The sequence below is a fragment of the Azospirillum sp. VT-I1 genome, from assembly GCF_055698305.1.
On the sequence record NZ_CP168802.1, the window covers coordinates 323,009 to 343,206 of the forward strand.

The following is a 20,198-nucleotide window of genomic DNA, read 5'->3' on the forward strand; positions in this document are numbered from 1 at the left end:
CCGTTCGTGGGCATCGGGGGATGGGGGCGGCGTTCGCGCGGCTGTGGCGCAACGGCGAGGGCCGTCGCCGCCCCCGGAGGGACGGCGACGGGTCTCACGGTCAGGCAGCCTTCTCGAACAGCTGGTCGAGGTTCTGCAGGACGTTGGTCACGCTGGACTTCGCCTTGTTGACGGTGTCGTTCAGGCTGCTCTGCACCGCCTGCAGCGTGCTGCTGGCGGTGGAGTTGCCGGCTTCCCGCTCCTGCAGGCGGATGGCGGCGATCGCCGAATCGAACGAGGCGAGGACCTGGATGTTGTCGACCTTGACGTGCTTCAGCGCCTCGCGCACCACGCCGAGATCGACGCCGTTCTTCGCGGCCTCGGTCTTCAGCAGTGTGACGAAGGACGTGTCGTTCGCCATGGACTGCACATGCGCGACCACGTCGGACAGGTCCAGGGCGGTCCCCGCCTGCTTCAGCGCGGCCTGCAGGGCCGACGCGTCGACGATCTGGCCGGCGGAGACGTTGGAGCCGCCGCTGTTGGCCTGGCTGGCCGCGGCGGCGATGCCGTCGGCGTTCAGCGCGCCGTGCAGCGCCACCGAGGCTTCAGCCGCGGCGATCCCATGTTCGACGAGCAGCTTGGCGAGCTGGCGCAGAACCGGGAGCTGGAACTCCGGCGGGAGCGACGAGACCGGGTCGATCTGCCGGAGATGGGTCGCAATCTCGGCGATAGGAGCCGCCGCATTGCGGACGCTGTTGGAAACTACCGAAGTCATTCACATTCCTCCTGGGTGATTGGATCAGGATTGCTCTGTGTCCTCGGGCAGCCAGTCTGAAACAAAAATACTGGATACCAACGATGACAAAACAATGCGTTTCCGGCTAACTCTCCTGAAAATCAGGAAGCCTTCTTTGTTTGCGATAATATTTCTTCGGAGAATTATTTTCCTGGAACTCAAATTCCGTCTTTTTCGAGTGGGGCAATGGCGCTGCAATCCCGGGTCACGAGGAATTCGGGACGCGGGTTGCTCTTCCCGCGCGGTGCATTCGCCACATCGTTGTAGGTGAGGATGGCGAGGCGGCGCGGGAACGGGGACATGTTGCTGGAGGAGCCGTGCAGGATGTTGCTGTGGAACAGCAGCACCGAGCCGCGCTTTCCCTTGGGCACGACGATGCCGGCGTCGCGCGCAACGTCCGCGATCAGCTCCTCCGGCGTCGCGTAGGGCAGGCTGGCGCTGAAATTCGCCTGCCAGTCCTCGCCGCCCGCTGGCGGACGGACGTCGATGGTGCCGATCCGGTGCGTTCCGGGAATGAAGCAGAGCGGACCGTTCACTTCGGTCACGTCGTCCAGCAGGATCGCCAGATTGATGGGCAGAGGCTCGGGCATGCCGTCCTCCTTCAGCCAGAAGATGTAGTCCTGGTGCCATTGCCAGGTCTCGCCGGAAAAGGCGGCCTTCATGTTGATCTTGAACTGGTGCAGGTAGACCTGCGGTCCCAGCAGCTGCCGGGCGATGCCGACCAGCCGCGGCTGGCGGACCAGCCTGTCGAACAGCGCGCTGTCGCGGTGGCAGCCGTGCAGCGCCCGCAGCGCGCCGCTGCCGGCCTCGCGGACATGGCCGGGAAGGTCGCGCGCCGCCAGCGCCTCGACCTCGGCGATCATGGCGTCGATCTCGCCGGTGCCGAACAGATCGGGCAGGACGATCACGCCGTCGCGCTCATATGCGGCCAGTTGCTCGTTCGACAGGGTCATGGCGCGTTTCCTCCGGTGTCTTGGTGGTTGTCGGGGGCGCTCGCCAGGATGCGCAGCAGGGCGGCGGCCACGGCGTCCACGGCGGGCGGGGTCAGCAGGCGTGCGTGGTCGCCCGGCACGCGCAGCACGGAGACGCTCCGGGCGCGGTCCTCCCACCCCAGCGCGGGGCGGGCGAGCAGGGCCGGATCCAGCCCGGCGGTGTCCTCGGCCAGCGGATCGGCCGCGCGCAGCAGATGCAGGCGGCCGCCGTAGATCCGGCCGCTCCGGTAGGCGGCGTGGGCCGCGCCGGACGCCAGGGCCACCGCCAGCACGCGCCCGATGTCCAGCCCGGCGGCGACGGCGGCCAGCGCCGGCTCGGCGGCGAGATGGCTGCCGGCGGCGGCGAGCCGCCCGGCCGGCGTCAGCCCGCGAAGGCGCACGGCGGTCATCGACGGCTCCAGCCCGGCATGGCGTTCGATCAGGCGCAGGATCTCCGCCAGCAGGAGCGTCTCGTCGGCAGATTGGGCGGCAGATTGGGCGGCAGACGTGACGGCGGCCGTATCCCCGGCGGGGGCCGGCGTGTCGAGGATGGTCAGGCTGGCCACCGGAGCGCCGGCCTCCTGCAGGCGGCAGGCCATCTCGAAGGCGACCAGCCCGCCGAAGGAATAGCCGGCGAGATGGACGGGACCGCCCGGGCAGCGCCGTTGCAGCGCGTCGATGTAGCGCCGGGCGAAGTCCTCGACCCGGTCCGGCGTCGCTTCCCCGTCGGCAAGGCCGGGGGCCTGCAGGCCGAGGATCGACGGCCCGCCATCCACATCCGCGGCGAGCCGGCGGGCGAGGTCGACGAAGCACAGGGTGGTGCCGAGGCCGGGATGGACGAGGACCAGCGGCGGCCGGCGCCCGTCGCCCGCGGCCAGGGGCACCAGCACGCCGTCCGCATCGCCGACCCCGCCGGCATCGGGCCCGGCCGCAGGCCCAGGAGCCGCATGCATGCGGGCCAGATGCGCGCCGAAGGCGGCCACCGTCGGATGGCGCATCAACGCCGCGAGGCCGCCGCAGGCCGGCCAGCGCCGTTCCAGCCGGGCCGCCAGACGCAGCGCGGCCAGGGAGTTGGCGCCAAGCTCCTCGAACAGGTGGCGGTCCACCCCGACGTCCGGCAGGCCGAGCACCTCCGCCCACAGCGCCGCCACCTCCGCCTCCACGGCATCGCGGGGGGCGGCTCCGCCGCCGCCGGGCGCACCCGGTTCCAGCGCCGCCGCCATCTCCGCCAGCGCGCGGCGGTCGGCCTTGCCGTTGACGTTCAGCGGCAGGCGCGCGAGCGGCAGGATGCGGTCCGGCACCATGGCGGACGGAAGCTCCGCCGCCAGCGCGGCCCGCAACTCCGCCTCCTCCGGCAGGGGGGCGCCGGTCACGAAGCCGATCAGGCGGGCGTCGATGCCCGTGCCGACGCACAGCACCGCCGCCTCGCGCACGCCCGCCAGGCCCAGCAGCCGCGCCTCGATCTCGCCCGGTTCGATGCGGACGCCGCGCAGCTTCACCTGGAAGTCGGCGCGGCCGAGATACTCGATGGCGCCGTCCGCGCGGAAGCGGGCGCGGTCGCCGGTCCGGTACATGCGGTCGCCCGGGCAGTCGCCATATGGATCGGGAAGGAAGCGGTCGGCCGTCAGGCCGGGACGGCCGAGATAGCCGCGCGCGACCGCCACCCCTGCGATGTACAGCTCGCCCGCCTCGCCCGGCGGCACCGGCATCAGGCCGTCGTCGAGCACATAGAGCCTGACGCCGGTCATCGGCAGGCCGATGGGGACGGACGGCTCGCCGGGACGGCACACCCAGTGCGACACCTCGATGGATGTCTCGGTCGGCCCGAACAGGTTCAGGATGTCGAGCCCCAGCGCGGCGTGCGCCGCGTCGCGCAACGCCGTGGTCACCGCCTCGCCACTGCAGACCACGCTGTGCAGGATGCCGCGCACGGTGGCGGCGGCGCCGGGGGTGTCCAGGAAGGCCTGCAGCATCGACGGCACGAAATGGACGATGCCGACCCGCTCTGCGGCGATGGCGGCGGCGATCCAATGGGCATCGCGGTGCCCGCCGGGCCGGGCGACGACCAGCGTCGCGCCCGAGGTCAGCGGCAGCAGCGTTTCCCACACCGACACGTCGAAGGTGTAGGGCGTCTTCTGCAGCACCCGTTCGCCGGCCGGGATGGGGCGGTGCGTCCGCTGCCATGCGAAGCGGTTCGACAGGCCGCGGTGCGTGCAGATCACCCCCTTCGGCACGCCGGTCGAGCCGGAGGTGAACATCAGGTAGGCCAGGGCGTTGGGATCGGACGTTTCCGGCAGGTCCTCCGCCGGTTCCGCCTCCCAGGGGCGGCAGGCCGCATCCAGGTCGAAGACCGGCACCGCGTCGGCCGGCCCGGGAAGGCGGAGCCGGTCGGCCAGCGCCCGCTCGCTCAGCACCAGCCGGGGCCGCGCCAGTCCGACCAGTTCGGCGAGCCGGGCCGGGGCGAGCTCGGGATCGAGGGGCAGGAAACCGGCGCCGGCCTTCAGCACGGCCAGCTGCGCGGTCACGGTGACGTCGCTCCGGTGCAGGCACAGGCCGACCGCGTCGTCGGTCCGCACCCCCTGCCGGCGCAGCCAGCGCGCCAGCCGGTTCGCCGCGGCGTTCATGGCGCCGTAGCTCGTCTGCCGCCCTTCGAAGCGCAGGGCCGGCGCGTCCGGCGTGGCCGCGGCCTGCGTCTCGATCAGGCGGGTCACGGGCAGATCGCCGCCGGGGTCCGCGGCGGGTCCCCGCGCCCAGCGCCGGGTGACGGCCTCCAGCTCCTCCGGACCCAGCATGGTCCAGGCGGCGGTCGGCCCTTCGGCGGCGGCGGGCAGCGTGGCGAGAAGCCGGCAGGCGTAGGACAGCAGCGCATCGGCACGGCGTCCGCTGACGGCGCGCGGGTCGTGCTGCAGCCGCAGGCACAGCCGGTCTCCCGGTTCGACCAGCAGCATGGCCGCCAGTTCGAAGTTGCGCGGTACCCGCTCCTCCAGCTCCTCCTCGATCAGGCGCAGGCTGTCCCGTCCGGCTCCGGACGATGCCGCGGCCGGCGACGGGTAGCTTTCGAAGGCCAGGAGCATGTCGAACAGCGGCGTGCCCGCCGGCAGGGCGGCGAAGCCCTGGAGATCGGCCAGCCGCACGGTCTCGTGGTCGCCGATGCCGACCAGCCGCTCATGCACGGCGGCCACGAAGGCCCCGGCTGGCATGGCCTGGGGCACGGCGACCCGCAGGGGCAGCGTGTTGATCAGCATGCCGACCAGCCCTTCCACCCCCGGCCCTTCCACTCCCAGCTGGGGCGACGACCGGCCGGAGGACACCGACCCGAACAGCACGTCCCGCCGGCCGGTGCAGCGCGCCAGCGCCAGCGCCCAGGCGGCATGGACCGCGCTGCTCAGCGTGATCCGCCGCCCGGCGCACCAGGCGCGCAGCGCCGCCGTCTCGGCGGGGCCGAGGCCGGCGACGCGCTGGCACGCCTCGTCCGCGGCCAGGGCGGTGGATGGATCGCCACCGTCGGCGATGCGCGACGGCTCGTCGAACCCGGCAAGCTCCGCCTGCCAGAAGGCGGTGTCGGCATGGCCGTCGCGGGCGGCGAGCCAGCGCACATGGCGGGCGAAGGAGGCCGGCGGCGCCAGCGCCGGGGGGCGCCCGGCGACGGCGGCGGCGTACAGCTCCATCAGTTCGCCGAACAGCGTGGCGACGCTCCAGCCGTCGGCGATCAGGTGGTGGAAGGTGACGGCGAAATGATGCTCGCCGGGACCGAGCCGGTGCAGCGCGAAGCGGATCAGCGGCGCCCGGTCCAGAACCATCACGGCAGCGGTCGCGCGGCGCGCGGAGTCGGCCAGAGCCCGTTCCTGCGCGTCGGCGGCGAGGCCGGTCAGGTCGGCGGTCTCCAGGTCGACCCGGGCCGCCGCCTCGGCCGCCGGATGCAGCCGCTGGCGCGGCGTCTCCAGCCCCTGCCAGGCGAAGGACAGGCGGAGCGCCTCATGCCGCGCGACGACGGTCCGGCAGGCGGCGGCGAGCGCATCGGCGTCCAGCGGTCCGGCCAGCCGCACCCCGGCGCGCTGGACATAGAGCGGCAGCGCGCCGGCGCGCAGGCACTCGTACAGGATGCCCTGCTGGAGCGGGGTCAGGGGCAGGTCCGAGGCCGCATCGTCGGAAACCAGGGCCGAGACCGCGCGCGCGAAGCGCTCCGCCGCGTCCAGGACCGTCGCCTCGTCGTGGCAGGAGGGGGCGTAGGTCCAGGCGATCTCCAGCCGGCCGCCCGCGACATGGGCGGCGACCTCGAGCAGATAGGCCCGTTCCTGCCGGGCCGACGCCAGCGGGGCCAGCCGTCCCGGCAGTTCGCGGAAGGCCGAAGCGTCGCCGCCGTTGGCCGCGTCGATGCGGCCGTGGTAGTTGAAGACGACCTCGGCCCCGGCGAGCGCCGCAATGTCCGCATCCGGGACGGTCGGGGCGGCGGGGTGGCGCAGCGCCAGCCAGTCCCGGCCGTGGCGGCCGAGAAAGGCCAGCTCCCGCTCGGCGTTGTCCAGGGTTTCCGCCGGGGACTCGCGCAGGCTGCGGCACGGCAGGGCGGGCGCCAGGGTGGTGAACCAGCCGACGGTCCGCGACAGGTCCAGCCCGTCGGAGTCGCGGCCGTGCCCTTCCACGTCCACCGGAACCGGACGCCCCGCCCATTCGGCCAGCACCCGGCCGAGCGCCGCAAGAAGCACCGCCTGCGGCGGCCGGTCGGCGCGCAGCAGACGTGCCGTGGTGTCGGCGCCGATTGTCTGGAGATGGCGGCGCGCGGCCCCTTCGGTGTTGCCGGCACGTCCGCCGGGCCGGTCGAGCGGCAGGGCCCGTGCCGGAACCGCCAGGCGTTCCGCCGTCAGCCAAACCTCCCGCCGTGCCGCCGCATCGGCCGCGCGCGCTGCCTCCTCCAGGGTCCAGAGCCGGTAGGGCGCGGTCCCGGAGCGGGGTTGCGGCATGTCGGCGCCACCGGCCGCCGCCTGGAGCGCCACCCGGAACTCCGCCGTCAGGTCGTCGGCGAGCAGGCGCCAGGACACGTCGTCCACGACCAGATGATGGGCGCTCACCATCAGCAGCGGCGGCAGCCCGGCCCCGCGCCGGATCCCGGCATAGCGCACCGGCGGTCCCGCGGTCAGGTCGATGCCCGCCATCAGCGCCGCCGACAGCCGCCGCACCTCCGTCCATTGCGCCGCCTCGTCCAGGCCCGAGAGGTCGTGCGCGCTCCAGGGCACGCCGTGCTCGTCGAAGGGCGGGATCTCGTACTCCGCCGCCATCCGCGCGGAGGGCGATGCCGGCACGAGCCGGAGGCGCAGGGCGTCGTGGCGGCGGTGCAGCGCCCGGCAAATCCCGGCCAGGGTGCCCGGACCGTCGCCGGACAGCGGCAGGTCCGGCGTCTCCAGGAGCACCCCGTGGTTCCAGTGATGGGGATCGGGCCGGTCCTGCGCCAGGAACCAGCGCTGGATCGGCGCCAGCGGCGCCCGCCCGACGGCATCGCCGCCGCCGGCATTCCCCTCCGCTCGCTCCGCCGCTCCCGCCGCGGCGCGGTCGGCCAGCGCCGCGAGCGCCGCCAGGGTGGAGTGCCGGAACACCTCGCGGGGCGTGAGCACCAACCCGGCCTCCCGCGCGCGGGACACCATCTGGATTGCCAGGATGGAATCGCCGCCGAGCGAGAAGAAATCGTCCTCGCGCCGGACCTCGCCCGCGTCCAGCAGGCTGCGCCAGATGGCGGCCAGCGCCGCTTCCGTCTCCGTCAGCGTCTCCGTCCCGCCGCTGCGGGCCGGCTGCTGCGCCGCCGGTGCCGGAAGCCGGGCAAGGTCGATCTTGCCGTGCGCGGTCAGCGGCAGCGCGTCGATCCGCACATAGGCGGACGGCCGCATCCAGACCGGAAGCCGCGGCTCCAGCCAGGACGACAGCGCCGTGGCATCGATACCATCCGCGGCATCGCGCACAGGCACCCACCAGGCGACGAGGCGGGCCAGCCCGTTCGGGCCGGGGCGGGCGCCGACCACGACGCGGTCCACCGCCGGGTGGGCGGCCAGGGCGTGCTCGACCTCGCCCGGCTCGATGCGGTAGCCGCGGATCTTCACCTGATGGTCGGCGCGCCCTTCATAGCGCAGCCGCCCGTCGGGAAGGCGGGAGGCGAGATCACCCGTGCGGTAGAGCCGCGCCCCCGGCTCCGTCGCGAAGGGGTCGGGCAGGAAACGCTCCGCCGTCAGGCCGGGGCGTCCCAGATAGCCGCGCGTCAGCTGCGGTCCGGACAGGTACAGCTCGCCCACCACGCCGGGCGGCAGCGGCTCCAGCCGGTCATCCAGCACATGGGCGCGCAGCCCGCCGACGGGCCGGCCGATGGGGGCGGCGCCCCCGGACGGCACAGGTCGGTGGTGGCGCAGACCGTCGCCTCCGTCGGGCCATAGGCGTTCACCATACGCCGCCCGTCCGCCCAGCGCGCCACCATCTCGGCCGGGCAGGCCTCGCCGGCGACGATCAGCACGCCGAGATCGGGCAGATCGTCCGGCGGTACGGCGGCCAGCACCGACGGCGGCACGCACAGCGCGGTGATCCGGCGTTCGCGCAGCAGGGCGACCAGTCCGGGGCCCGGCAGCGTCTCCTCCCGCGGCGCCAGCACCAGCGCCGCGCCGGCACGCCATGCCGTCACCATTTCCCAGAGGAAGGCGTCGAAGGTCAGGGCGGCGAACTGAAGCATGCGGTCGCCCGGCTTCAGGCCGATGGCCTCGTGCTGGCCCTCGGCGAGCAGCGCCAGGCCGCGGTGATGGCCCATGACCCCCTTCGGCTCCCCCGTGGACCCGGAGGTGAAGATCAGGTAGGCGAGCGAATCCGGGTCCAGGGCGGGGTCCAGGTCGGGATCCTCAGCGCCGACCGGCTCGTCCGGCTGCGGGGCGTCGCCGCACAGGTCCAGCCCGTCGATCTCGACGACGGCGAAGTCGCCGGGGGGAAGCAGCGGGCGCAGGGCGCTGGTGGTGACCAGCGCCGCCGGCCGGGCCGCGGCCAGGATGCCGGCCTGCCGCGCGCCGGCCTGCGCCGTGTCCAGCACGAGAACGGCGCTGCCCGCACCCATGATGCCGAGCACCGCCACCGGCAGTTCGACGGAGCGCTCCAGGAAGCAGGCCACCGGCCGTTCGGCCCCGGCGCCCGCGCGTGCCAGGACGCGGGACAGCCGCCGCGCCGCCCGGCGTAGCGCGTGGAAGCTCAGCACCCTGCCCGCGAACTCGACCGCCGGCAGGTCGCCATGCCGCTGCGCGGCGGCCGCGACGATGCCGGGCAGGCCGTCCAGCCGCGGCAGGTCGGGCGCCGGGCCGCCGGCCTCGTCCAGCAGGCGGCGGCGCAGGGCGGCGGGCAGCCGGTCGAGGCGATCGAGTGGCGTGCCGGGATCGGCGATGCCCGCCTCCAGCAGGCGCAGCATCAGGTCGCGCAGCAGTTCCGCTCCGGCGGCGGACAGCACCCGCGGGTCGTACTCCAGCGCGCCGCCCAAGGCCCTGCCGCTGTCAGTCGCCAGGACGGCCACGTCGTATTTTGGCGTGAAGTCGCCCTGCCCGCCGGCCTCCATCGGCTCCAGAGTCAGGCCGCCCGCCCGGAGCGGGTCGAGGGATTGCGCCATCAGGCTGAAGGAGACGTTGAACAGCGGCTGGCGCGCGTCCCGCCCGGTCCGGCCGACCGCCTGCACGATCCGGTCGAAGGGCAGCGCCTCGTGGTCGATGGCGGCGGCGACGGCGCTGCGGGTGCGGCGGCACAGGTCGAGGAAGCCGGACGGCGCACCGTCCGCCCCGTTCAGCCCGACCCGCACCGGCAGCGGGTTGCTGAACAGGCCGATGATCTCCGTCGCGCCGGGCGCGCCGCGGTTGGCGCTCTGGGTGCCGACGACCAGATCGTCGGTCCGGCACAGCCAGCCCAGCGCGCCCTCCAGCGCGGCCAGGACCACCGCGAAGGCGGTCAGGGCATGACGCCGGCAGAAGGCGGCGAGCGCGTCGTAGGCTGGGCCGGAGAGGTCCAGCGCCACCGCCGCGGGCACCGCGCGGGCGGGCGGTTCCGGCGGGCGCAGTGCTGCGGGGAAGACCAGGGCGGCCGGCGCCTCGGCCAGCCGGTCGCGCCAGAAGGCGCCGAGCTTGTCGCGCGCCGGTCCGTCGAGCGTCCGGCGCTCGTTCCACGCCCAGTCCGCATAGTCGAGCGGGAGCGGGGCCAGCGCCGGCTCCCTCCCCGGGCCAAGGCGTCGTAGGCCGCCGCCAGCTCGCGGAGCAGGATGCCGGCCGACCAGCCGTCGAAGGCGATGTGGTGGACGACGACCAGCAGGACGTGATCGTCGGCGGACAGCCGGATCAGCACGGTGCGCAGCACCGACCGCGACAGGTCGAAGGGCCGGGCCGCTTCCGCGTCGCCGATGGCGACGGCCTCCGCCTCGTCGGCGGCGTCGCGGCGCACCAGCGTGACGGGATCGGCGGCCGGCACCGGCACGGGAAGGCCGTCCTGCTCGCGGAAGGCGGTGCGCAGGGCGTCGTGCCGTCCGGCCACCAGGGCCAGCGCCCGTTCGAGCGCGTGGGCGTCCAGCCCGCCGCGCAGACGGAAGGCGACCGGCACGACATTGCCGGAGGCCCCCTCCTCCGCCCGGTCGATCACCCACATCCGGCGCTGGCCGTGGCTGGCGGCGGCCGGGGTGCCGGCCGGCCGGCGCAGGCCGCCGCCGGAAGCCTGGGACGGACGGGCCGCGGTCTGAAGGCGGGCCTCCAGCAGGCGCCTCTGTTCCGGCGACAGGCGCGCGATGCGGGCGGCGACGTCGGTCATGGCACCTCCTCCTTCTGCAGCAGCGGCACGCCCAGGCCGGCCCCGGCCGTCCTCAACCGGCGGGCGGCCATGGCCAGATCGGGCCATGCCTCGCACAGGCGGCCGAAGGACAGCAGCAGCCCCTGGACCCGGCGTTCCGCCTCGCTCCGCGGCAGGCCGCGGGTCAGAAGCGACGGCAGGTGGATGTCGGGGCGGGCCAGGGCGGTCCGTCCCAGCGCAACCACCCGTTCCATGTCGCGCGCCCAGAAGGCGCGGTCGGACGGACAGGCGGCGGCGCGCGCCTCCAGCTCGTCCAGGTGCCGCCCGGCGTGCCGCACCACCGCCGCCCGCATGCGCTCGGCGAAGTCGGCCGGCGGCAAGGCCGCCGCGTCGGCGATCCAGCGCCCCAGCTGCACCAGCGGCGAAGCCTCGCTGCCGGACGGGCCGGCGGCGTCCCAATCCTCCAGCAGCGCCTCGACCAGCAGGGCGAGGTCCACCGGCTCGGCCTCCAGCCGCAGCTGGCCGCGCGGCTCGTCATGCTCGACCAGTTCCGGCAGATGCAGCTTCCAGCCGCGCGGGACGGAGCGGGTCGTCATGGCGCCGAACAGCACGTCGTCGCGCCGCTGCACCGGCAGGAAGGGCGGCAGCGCCTGCCGTCCGTCCAGACCGCAGGCGAGCAGGAACAGCTCGTCGGCGCGGCTGAAGGTCGGCCGCTCGACGAATCGTACCAGCTCGCGGCTGGACAGCGCGCGGCGATAGTCGTCCTCCGACCGCGTCAGGCGGCGCCAGGACCGGCCGGTCAGGAACCGGGCGTCGTCCGCCGCCGGCCAGCCGCTGTCGCCGACCCAGCCGTGATAGGTGGCGACCACCACCCCCTCGCCGTTCAGCAGCCCGTCGAAGCGGGCCGGCGCGCCGTCAAGCACCTCCACCATCCCGTTCGCAGGCGCGGCGACGGCGGCGACGGCGGCGCCCAGCCGCCCCTCATGCAGCCCGACGAGATCGACGGCGAGTTCCGGGGCCAGCGCCTCGCCGGCATCCCGGCCGGTCATGACGCGGATCTCCGACACGCCCGGCGCCGCGGTGAAGGCGACGCCGGGGCCGTGCGCCGGGGGCGCGCGCAGCGGTCCATGGGTGTCGTCGTCGGCCATCAGGAAGGCTTCGCCCGCGAAATGCAGCTGAAGCGCGTTCCGGTTGATGCCGTAGGGCCGCCCGATGCCGGCGTCGTCGAACAGGGCGAAGCGGACCAGCGGGTCCGGCACGCCGGACTCGCGGGCCAGCGCCGCGGCGTAGCGTCGCCGCTCGGCCTCGCCGGCATAAAGGATGCTCTGGCCGTGGCGCCGCGCCGCGTCGGCCAGCACCGCGCGCCGCTCGCCGTCCTCCGCCGGGTCGGCGGAGTTGCTGCAGACCACCGCCTCCAGCCGGCGGCCATGGGCGGTCGCGTTGCCGAGATAGAAGTCCACGGCGCGGCGAAGCTTGTCCGGCCGGTTCCCCGACGGCACGGCAAGCCCGGCGATCGGAGGTGCGGCGTCCAGGCGTCCCGCCGCGGCCGTCCGCAGGGCGGCGGCCACCGCCTCCCCGCCGGGCAGCGGCCCGGAGGCGGCCGGAGACGCCGGAACGAGGACGGGGAGGCGGCCTGCGGCTCCGCCGCCTCGATCTCGTCGAGCAGGCGGGCCAGTTCGTCCTCCCGCTCCGCCAGAAGCGCTGTCACGGCCGCCGCCTGCTGCGCCACGGTCGGTCCGTCGAAGAAGGACAGCATGGTGATGTCGACGCCGAATTCGTCGCGGATGCGCGCGGCGACCCGGAGCATCAGCAGCGAATGGCCGCCCAGCGCGAAGAAGTCGTCACCGCGGCCGATGCGGCGGCCGAGCACCTCGCCCCAGATCGCCGCCAGCCGCTCCTCGACGGAGCCGGACGGCGCCTCCCCCTCCGCCTCGTCCCGGTCGGGCGGGGCGGGCAGCGCGGCGCGGTCGACCTTCCCGTTGTGGTTCAGCGGAAAGGCATCCAGGGCGACGAACAGGCTGGGCACCATGTAGTCGGGCAGCGTCCGCTTCAGATGCGCCCGCAGCTCCGCCGCCGGCGGCAGCGGCCGTCCCCCGGTGGGGATGTAGGCGACGAGCCGCTTCTCCCCGTCGGCGCCGGTCCGCGGCAGCACCACGCAATCCTCGACCGCCGGGTGACGGCGCAGCTGGTCCTCGATTTCGCCCGGCTCGATCCGCAGCCCGCGGATCTTCACCTGGAAATCGACGCGGCCCAGGCACTCGATCTCGCCGTCGGGGCGCAGGCGCGCCAGATCGCCGGAGCGGTACATGCGGTCGCCCGCCGCGCCGAAGGGATCGGGCAGGAAGCGCTCCGCCGTCAGGCGCGCCCGGCGGTGATAGCCCAGCGCGACGTTGTCGCCCGCCAGATACAGCTCCCCGACGCAGCCCGGCGGCACCGGGTTCAGGTGGCGGTCCAGGATGTAGCAGCGGCAGCCGTCGATGGGCCGGCCGACCGGGGGGACGGCGCCCAGAGGTCGCGGCGCGCGGACACCCGCAGCGAGGTGATGACGTGCGTCTCCGTCGGCCCGTAGTCGTTGTGGAGCGTGAGTTCCGGCCGCTCCTCCAGCATGCGGGCGAGCGCCGAGGTGATGCGCAGCGGCTCGCCGGTCGAGATCAGGTGGCGCAGTCGCAGGTCGGGCAGCCCGCCGCCCGCCGCGCGTTCCGCCAGCATCTCGATCACCACCACCGGCAGGATTGCGCGGTCCACGCCGCGGCGCGCGTAGAGGTCCGGCAGGCCGGCGAGGTCGCGCCGCTCCTCCTCGTCCAGCACCAGGACCGTGCCGCCGGAGGCCAGGGGGTGAAGATCTCGTTGAAGCTGGCGTCGAAACCGAGCGAGGCGAACAGCGGCATGCGCGGCGCCCCCGGCAGGCTGCGCAGGTTCCAGCGGATCAGGTTCGCCAGCGCCGCGTGCGGGAACGCAACCCCCTTCGGCCGGCCGGTGGAGCCGGAGGTGTACAGCACGTAGACCGCGTCGCCGGGGGCGATGACGGGCGGGTGGAACGGCGGGGCCTCATCGCCCGCCGTCATCTCGCCTATGGTCAGCACCGGCCGGCCCGGCGTGCGGCCGGCCAGATCGGGCGACGCCACCACGACGCGCAGGTCGGTGTCCTCGGCCATGAAGGCGGTGCGCTCGGCCGGCAGCGACGGGTCGAGCGGAACGCAGGCGGCCCCGGTCTTCACCGCGGCCAGAACGGCCACCACGAGGTCCAGGGACCGCCACAGGCAAACCCCCACCGCACGGCCCGGTCCAGCCCCGGCGCCGGCCAGCCGCGCTGCCAGCAGGTCCGACGCGCGGTCGAGCGCCCGATAGGTCAGCGACCGACCGCCGCAGACCGCGGCCACCGCGTTGGGGGAGAGGACGGCCTGCCGGCGGAACAGGGCGTCCACCGTCGCGGGTCCCGGCAAGGGCGCCGGCCCGGCGATGATGGAGGACGGCTCCCCCGCCGCGGTCAGGGGGAAGGCGCCGATGGGACTTGCGGGTGCCGCCACGGCGGCGGCCAGCAGGGTCCTCCACCAGCCGATCAGGCGGCGGGCCGTCGCCTCGTCGAACAGCTCCTCGTCGTACTCCAGCGTGCCGTCCAGCCCGCCGCCCCTCGTCTCCGTCAGCTCCATGTTCAGGTCGAACTTGACGGTCCCGGAATGGACGGGCTGCGCCGACACGTCGAGGCCGGGCAGGATCGGCAGGCCGCCGTCCGCCGTCTGCAGCGCGAACAGCACCTGGACCAGCGGCGCGTGGCTGCGCGAGCGTTCCGGGGCGAGCGCTTCCACGATCAGCTCGAAGGGAAGGTCCTGATGCGCCAGCCCGTCGGTCACCGTCCGGCGGAGGCGCTCGACCACGGCGGCGAAGCTGGGGCTGCCGGTGAAATCGCCGCGAAAGGCCAGCGTGTTGACGAAGAATCCGACGATCCCCTCGGTTCCCGGCCGGTTCCGGTTGGCGACCGGGCTGCCGACGACGATGTCGTCCTGTCCGGTGATCCGATGCAGCAGAAGCTGCCAGCCGGCGAGCAGCACGACGAAGGGGGTGGTGCCGCAGCGGGCGGCGAGCGCCTTGACCGCCGCCGCGACCTCGGGCGGCAGGGCGACGGGAAGGCTGCGGCCGGCGTTGCGGCGCACCGCCGGGCGGGGCCGGTCGAGCGGCAGGTCGATGACGGCCGGCGCCCCGGCCAGCGCGGCGGTCCAGTAGGCCAGATCTTCCGCGTGGCCTGCGCTGCCGGCGGGCGTGCGCTGCCATGCGGCGAAATCGGCATAGTCCAGTGCCTTGGCCGGCAGCGGGTTCGGCCGGCCGGCCGCGAAGGCGGTGTAGAGCCGCTCCAGCTCGCCCAGCAGGATGCCGGCCGACCAGCCGTCGGCCACGATGTGGTGCAGGTTCAGGAACAGCGCATGGTCGTCCGCCGCCAGACGCATCAGCAGCGCGCGGAACGGCGCCTCGTTCGCGAGGTCGAAGGGGCGGGCCGCCTCCGCCGCCAGCAGGCCGGAAAGCCGCGCCTCGCGTTCCCCTGCGGGCAGGCCGGACAGATCGGCGCAGGCCGGGGCGGGCGGCGGCAGGTCGGCCAGCTGCGCCGGCTGGTCGCCCTGCATGACGAAGCGCGTGCGCAGCGCCTCATGCCGGTCGGCCAGCGCCAGCAGGGCACGCTCCATCGCGTCGTCGTCGAGCCGGCCGCGCAGCCGCAGCATGCTCGGGCAGTTGTAGGCGGCGCTGTCCGGCGCCACGCGGTGCAGGAAGAACAGCCGCTGCTGGGCGAAGGACAGCGGCAAGGGACCGTTGCGCGGCGCGCGCGCGAATGCCGGCATGGCCGCAGTTGTGGCCGGGGATGCGGCCGGGGCCTTTCCCTTCAGCCTTTGCAGCAGCAGCGCCCGCTGCGCCGGGGTCAGCGCCGCGGCGGCCGCAGCCGGGGAGGCTAGGTTCGGGGAGGCCGGCGGTGCGGACGGGGGCGGCTCCAGGACCGCTTCGGCCGCTCCGGATTGACGGTCTGACCGGGCCATGGCTTCCGCCAGCAGCCGTTCGAACGGTTCGACCGACAGCGTGTCCAGATAGGCCAGCGCCGCGGCGCGCATGGCGGCAGACTGTTCGGCGTAGAGGCCGCGGTCCGACAGCAGCCCCTCCAGCGCGGAACGCCAGGGGGCGATGTCCTGGTCCGGCACCACCGGGACCGGCAGCATGTTCGGCCCCAGCCGGTCGAGATAGCGGACGATCGGGCTGACCGGCAGCAGGTAACGGGTGCCCAGCTTGGCGGCCGGCAGCGCGCCATGGTCGGCCGCCAGGGTGGGGATGCCGCGCAGCATCGCGTCCACCACCGCCATGCCGAAGCTCTCCATCCACAGCGACGGCATCAGCAGCACGGCGGTGCGGGCGAAGATCGCATCCAGGTCGGGCTCGTTCCCCCACAGCTCCATGTTGGGCAGCGAGGCGAGAAGCTCGCGGTCGGCCGGGGTGGTGGTGTAGCCGGGAATGGCCGCGAAGCGGCGGTGCGGCAGCGCCCGCGCCAGGCCCGCGACGATCGGCAGCCCCTTCACCGTCCCCGCATTCATCAGCAGCGCGGCGCCGCCGTCGAAATTGTCATGGACCGGAAACGGTCCGCTGCCGAAATGCGGCGGCTGGTACACCGCGGCCGGGCGGCCCAGATGCGTCTCGATGTAGGAGGCGACGATGTCGCACAGGCACAGCACCAGCGCGCAGCGGCGCACCAGCTCCGTCCGCTCAGCGCCGGGATACAGCGCCTCCGGCCCGAAGGGATAGAGCTGGGGCGTCAGCGCCATATAGGCGACGCGCTGCGGCGCGAGGTCGAGCGCCGCCGCCAGCAGGGTCTGCGAGGGGTCCTCGCTGGCCACCAGGATCCAGTCGGGCTGGAAGGCGGTGGCGACGCGGCGCAGCTCGGCGCGCATGTCGCGCTGCTCCCGCACCGCCGTCACCTCCACCCCGCTCAGCACCAGCCGGTCGGCGGCGCCGTCGGCGGCGACCCCGACCCCGCGCCGGGCGAGGTCGGCGCGCCATTGGTCATGGGTGATCGAACTGGGCGCCGCCAGCGCCGGGGTCACCACCGCCACCCGGTGGCCGCGCGCCGCCAGCCCTTCCAGCAGATGGCGGTTGGACCGGTTCGCCCCGCCCTCGAACCGGGTGTAGGGGACGTTCATCGTCATCAGGATGCGCATCGAACCGCCCTTCGCAGTCAGGTCGGGCCAGCCGGCGCGGCGCCGTCGGCGTTCAGGATTTCCGCCATGAGGCGCTCGACCTCGGCGGGGTCGTGGCGGGCCAGCTCCGCCTCGACGACGGCCTCCGCCATGGCGGCCACGGTCGGCAGGTTGTAGAGGCGGCGCAGCGGCACCTCGACGCCGAACGCCTCGGCAATGCCGAGCCCGACCTGCGTCAGCAGCAGCGAATGACCGCCGATCTCGAAGAAGTTCTCGTGGATGCCGACCCGCGGCAGGTCCAGCACCCGCGCCCACAGCGCGGCGACCGTCTCCTCCACCGGATCGCGCGGGGCGTCGAACCGGCGTTCGGTCGCGTCCGGAGCCGCATCCGAGTCCGCCAGCGCGCGCAGGCGGTTCAGGTCGCGCTTGCCGCTGGACAGCGCCGGCAGCGCCTCGTGCAGGACGAAGCGGGCCGGGATCATGTGCGCGGGCAATCTGGTGGCGAGCCGCGCGCGCAGCCTCTCGCCCAGCCCGGCGCGGTCGGCGTCCGGCATGGGTACGACATGGGCGACGAGACGCGCCGCCTCGGTGCCGGCCGCGGCCACGGTGACGGCTGCGTCGCGGACCTCCGCGTCGGCGCACAGCGCGGCCTCCACCTCGCCGGGCTCGATCCGCTGCCCGCGGATCTTCACCTGCTGGTCGATGCGGCCGAGATGGATCAGGCGCCCGTCCTCGTCCAGCCGCGCGAGGTCGCCGGTCAGGTAGCAGCGCTCGCCCGGGACCGTCGCGGCCGGGTCGGGAACGAAGCGCTCCGCGGTCAGGGCGGGCCGGCCGGCATAGCCGCGCGCCAGCCCGATCCCGGCGATGGCCAGTTCCCCCACCGCGCCGTAGGGCACCGGCCGATGGAAACGGTCCAGCACCAGCATGCGGATGTTGGCGATGGGGCGGCCGATGGGCACCGCCGGTCCGGTCTCGTCGCGGGTGCAGTCGTGATAGGTGACGTCGATGGCCGCCTCGGTCGGGCCATAGAGGTTGTGGACGGAGGCGGGAAGATGGGCGTGGGCGAGGTCGCGCAGGTCGCCCGGTAGGGCTTCGCCGCTGCAGACGATCCGTCGCAGGCCGGTGCAGGCCTCGATCCCCGGCGTGGCCAGGAAGGCGCGCAGCATCGACGGAACGAAGTGCGTCACGGTGACGCCCGCGCTGCGGATCAGGTCGCGCAGATAGCCCGGGTCGCGGTGCCCGTCCGGGGCCGCCAGCACGATGGCCGCGCCCTGGGCGAGCGGCCAGAAGAACTCCCACACCGACACGTCGAAGGTGTAGGGGGTCTTCTGCAGCACGCGGTCGCCGGGGCCGATGGGATAGGCCGCCTGCATCCAGTCCAGACGGTTGAGCAGGCCGCCTTGCGTGTTCACCACGCCCTTCGGCTTGCCCGTCGAGCCCGAGGTGAACAGCAGATAGGCCGCTTGGTCCGGATCGCAGGAGGGTGGATCGAAGGAGGCTGCCGCGTCGTTCCGCAGATTGGCGGTTGGCAGATCGGCGGGGGGCAGATCGGCAAGCGGCAGATCGGCAAGCGGCAGCACGGGCAGGCCGGCCGCGGCGAAGACCGGCGCCCGATCCCCGGCCACCACCAGGGCCGCGGCGGCATCGGCGGCGAGCGAGGCGAGACGGTCGGGCGGATCGTCGGTGGCGAGCGGCAGATAGGCGGCGCCGGCCAGCAGGATGCCGAGCAGCGTGACGACCAGCTCCGGCGAGCGGTCGAGGCAGACCCCCACCACCGTCTCCCGGCCGACGCCGCGTCCGCGCAGGCGGCGCGCCAGCGCCCCCGCCCTGGACAGGAGATCGCCATAGCCGAGGACCGTCCCCTCGAACAGCACGGCCGGCGCGGCGGGCGCGGCGGCGGCCCGGTCCAGAATCCGCATCGCCAGCGGCCGGTGGCCTGTCCCGTCCTTGGCCCGGCCGGTGACGGGGCCGCCCAGCCTTGCGGCGAGCAGCGCGCCGTCCGCCCGGCCGGACACCGGCAGCGCCCCCACGGGCAGGTCGGGCGTCGCCGCCATCGCCTCCAGCAGGGTGCGGAAGTTCGACGCCAGCCGCTCCATGGCGGCGGCCGGAAGCCGGTCCGGGTCGTAGACCGCCAGGAAGGTCATGTCCTCGTTCGGAATGACGCCGACATTCAGGGCCAGATTGGTCTGGTCGATGAAGGAGTAATCCTCGACCGCCAGATCGCCGAAGCGGGCGCCGCCGCCGGCGGCCTGCGCCAGCGGATAGTTCTCCAGGACCAGGATGTGGCTGAACAGGGCGCGGTCCTGCGGCATCTCGGTATGGCGATGGAGCGAGGCGAGCGGCACATGCTGGTGCCGGCGCATGGCGGCCAGTTCGGTCTGCAGGCCGGCCAGCCACGCGCCCAGCGGCCGCTCCTCCACGATGCGGATGCGTGCCGGAACCGTGTTCACGAAGAGACCGACGGTGCGCTCCACATCCGGCAGGTCGTCGGGACGGCCGGACACGGTCAGGCCGAACAGCACGTCGTCGCTGCGGCTGTAGCGGCCGACCAGGATCGCCCAGGCCCCCGTCAGCACAGTGGCGAGCGTCACCCCCCGCGCCCGCGCCAGATCGCGCAGGCGCGACGACAGGCGCGCGCCCAGCGGCCGGCTCAGCTCGACCAGCGATCGGGCCGGTGTGGCGGAGCGGGAGAGGACCTCCTCGGGAAGGACGGGCGTCGGCTCGCGGAACCCGTTCAGCCGCTCCCGCCACCAGCCGTCCGTCTCCGCGCCGTCGCGGTTCGCCAGCCAGGACACGAAGCCGCGGAAGGACGGCGCCGGCGGCAGCGACGGCGCCGCTCCGTCCAGCATGGCGCCGTACCAGGACATCAGCTCGTCCATCACGACATTCACCGACCAGCCGTCCATCACCGCGTGGTGGCGGGTCCACACGATCCGCACCAGATCGTCGGCAAGCCGGAACAGGGCGAAGCGCATCAGCGGCGCCCGGGCGAGGTCGAACGGCGCAGCCCGGTCGTCGGCCAGATAGGCCGCGACCCGCCGCTGCCGCTCCTCCTCCGGCCGCGCGCGCAGATCCTCGATCAGGATGGGCGGCGGCCGGACGGGACCGGTGAGCTGCATCGGCCGTCCGTCCGGGCCGGTGACGAATGCGGCGTTCAACGCATCGTGGCGTGCGACCACGCCGGTGAAGGCGCTGCAGAAGGCTTCGACAGCCAGCGGCCCGCGCAGCAGGCAGGACATCTGGCCGACATAGGCGTTGGCGCCATCCCCTATAAAAGAATGAAAAAGCATCCCCTCCTGCAGAGGAGTGACGCTGCATACGGATGAATTGTCGCGAGATGTGACCATATTTTTGTATGATATTACCAATTCCTAAGCATCTTTCGATGGTGTATGGGAAACTTATAGAGGTCAATTCGATTTTTTAGACTCCTGCATACAAAAATACTGGCGCGCAGAGGCTTGCTTTGTGTTTATTGTTGGATTGAATCCGTTCTTTACGGGAATATGAATA

Annotated in this window: 5 protein-coding genes and 2 pseudogenes; all 7 read right to left on the bottom strand. The window is 73.8% G+C overall.

Features of this window, described 5'->3' with window-relative positions:
• Positions 1 to 100: 100 nt before the first annotated feature.
• The 7 genes and pseudogenes from AB8P05_RS15620 to AB8P05_RS15650 all read right to left on the bottom strand — a co-directional run bounded on the left by AB8P05_RS15620 (position 101) and on the right by AB8P05_RS15650 (position 20,032).
• The gene (locus AB8P05_RS15620; protein WP_472759995.1) at positions 101 to 754 is read right to left on the bottom strand and encodes a hypothetical protein; all 654 of its coding nucleotides are present in this window, start codon (positions 752 to 754) and stop codon (positions 101 to 103) included.
• Positions 755 to 933: 179 nt separating this feature from the next.
• A complete protein-coding gene (locus AB8P05_RS15625) occupies positions 934 to 1,728 on the bottom strand; it encodes a phytanoyl-CoA dioxygenase family protein (protein WP_472759996.1) in 795 nt (264 codons plus the stop codon).
• Complete coding sequence (locus AB8P05_RS15630; protein WP_472760144.1) at positions 1,725 to 7,832, bottom strand: amino acid adenylation domain-containing protein; 6,108 nt, start codon at positions 7,830 to 7,832, stop codon at positions 1,725 to 1,727. The genes AB8P05_RS15625 and AB8P05_RS15630 overlap by 4 nt, the downstream gene beginning before the upstream one ends.
• A gap of 155 nt (positions 7,833 to 7,987) precedes the next feature.
• A pseudogene (locus AB8P05_RS15635) lies at positions 7,988 to 10,626 on the bottom strand (condensation domain-containing protein).
• Positions 10,536 to 11,978, bottom strand: coding sequence for a hypothetical protein (locus AB8P05_RS15640; RefSeq protein ID WP_472760145.1), 1,443 nt, complete (start codon positions 11,976 to 11,978; stop codon positions 10,536 to 10,538). Before AB8P05_RS15640 ends, AB8P05_RS15635 begins: the two are co-directional and overlap by 91 nt.
• Positions 11,979 to 12,235: 257 nt before the next feature.
• A pseudogene (locus tag AB8P05_RS15645) lies at positions 12,236 to 16,706 on the bottom strand (phosphopantetheine-binding protein); the annotation flags it as partial.
• A gap of 17 nt (positions 16,707 to 16,723) precedes the next feature.
• A complete protein-coding gene (locus tag AB8P05_RS15650) occupies positions 16,724 to 20,032 on the bottom strand; it encodes an amino acid adenylation domain-containing protein (protein WP_472759997.1) in 3,309 nt (1,102 codons plus the stop codon).
• Positions 20,033 to 20,198 lie beyond the last annotated feature (166 nt).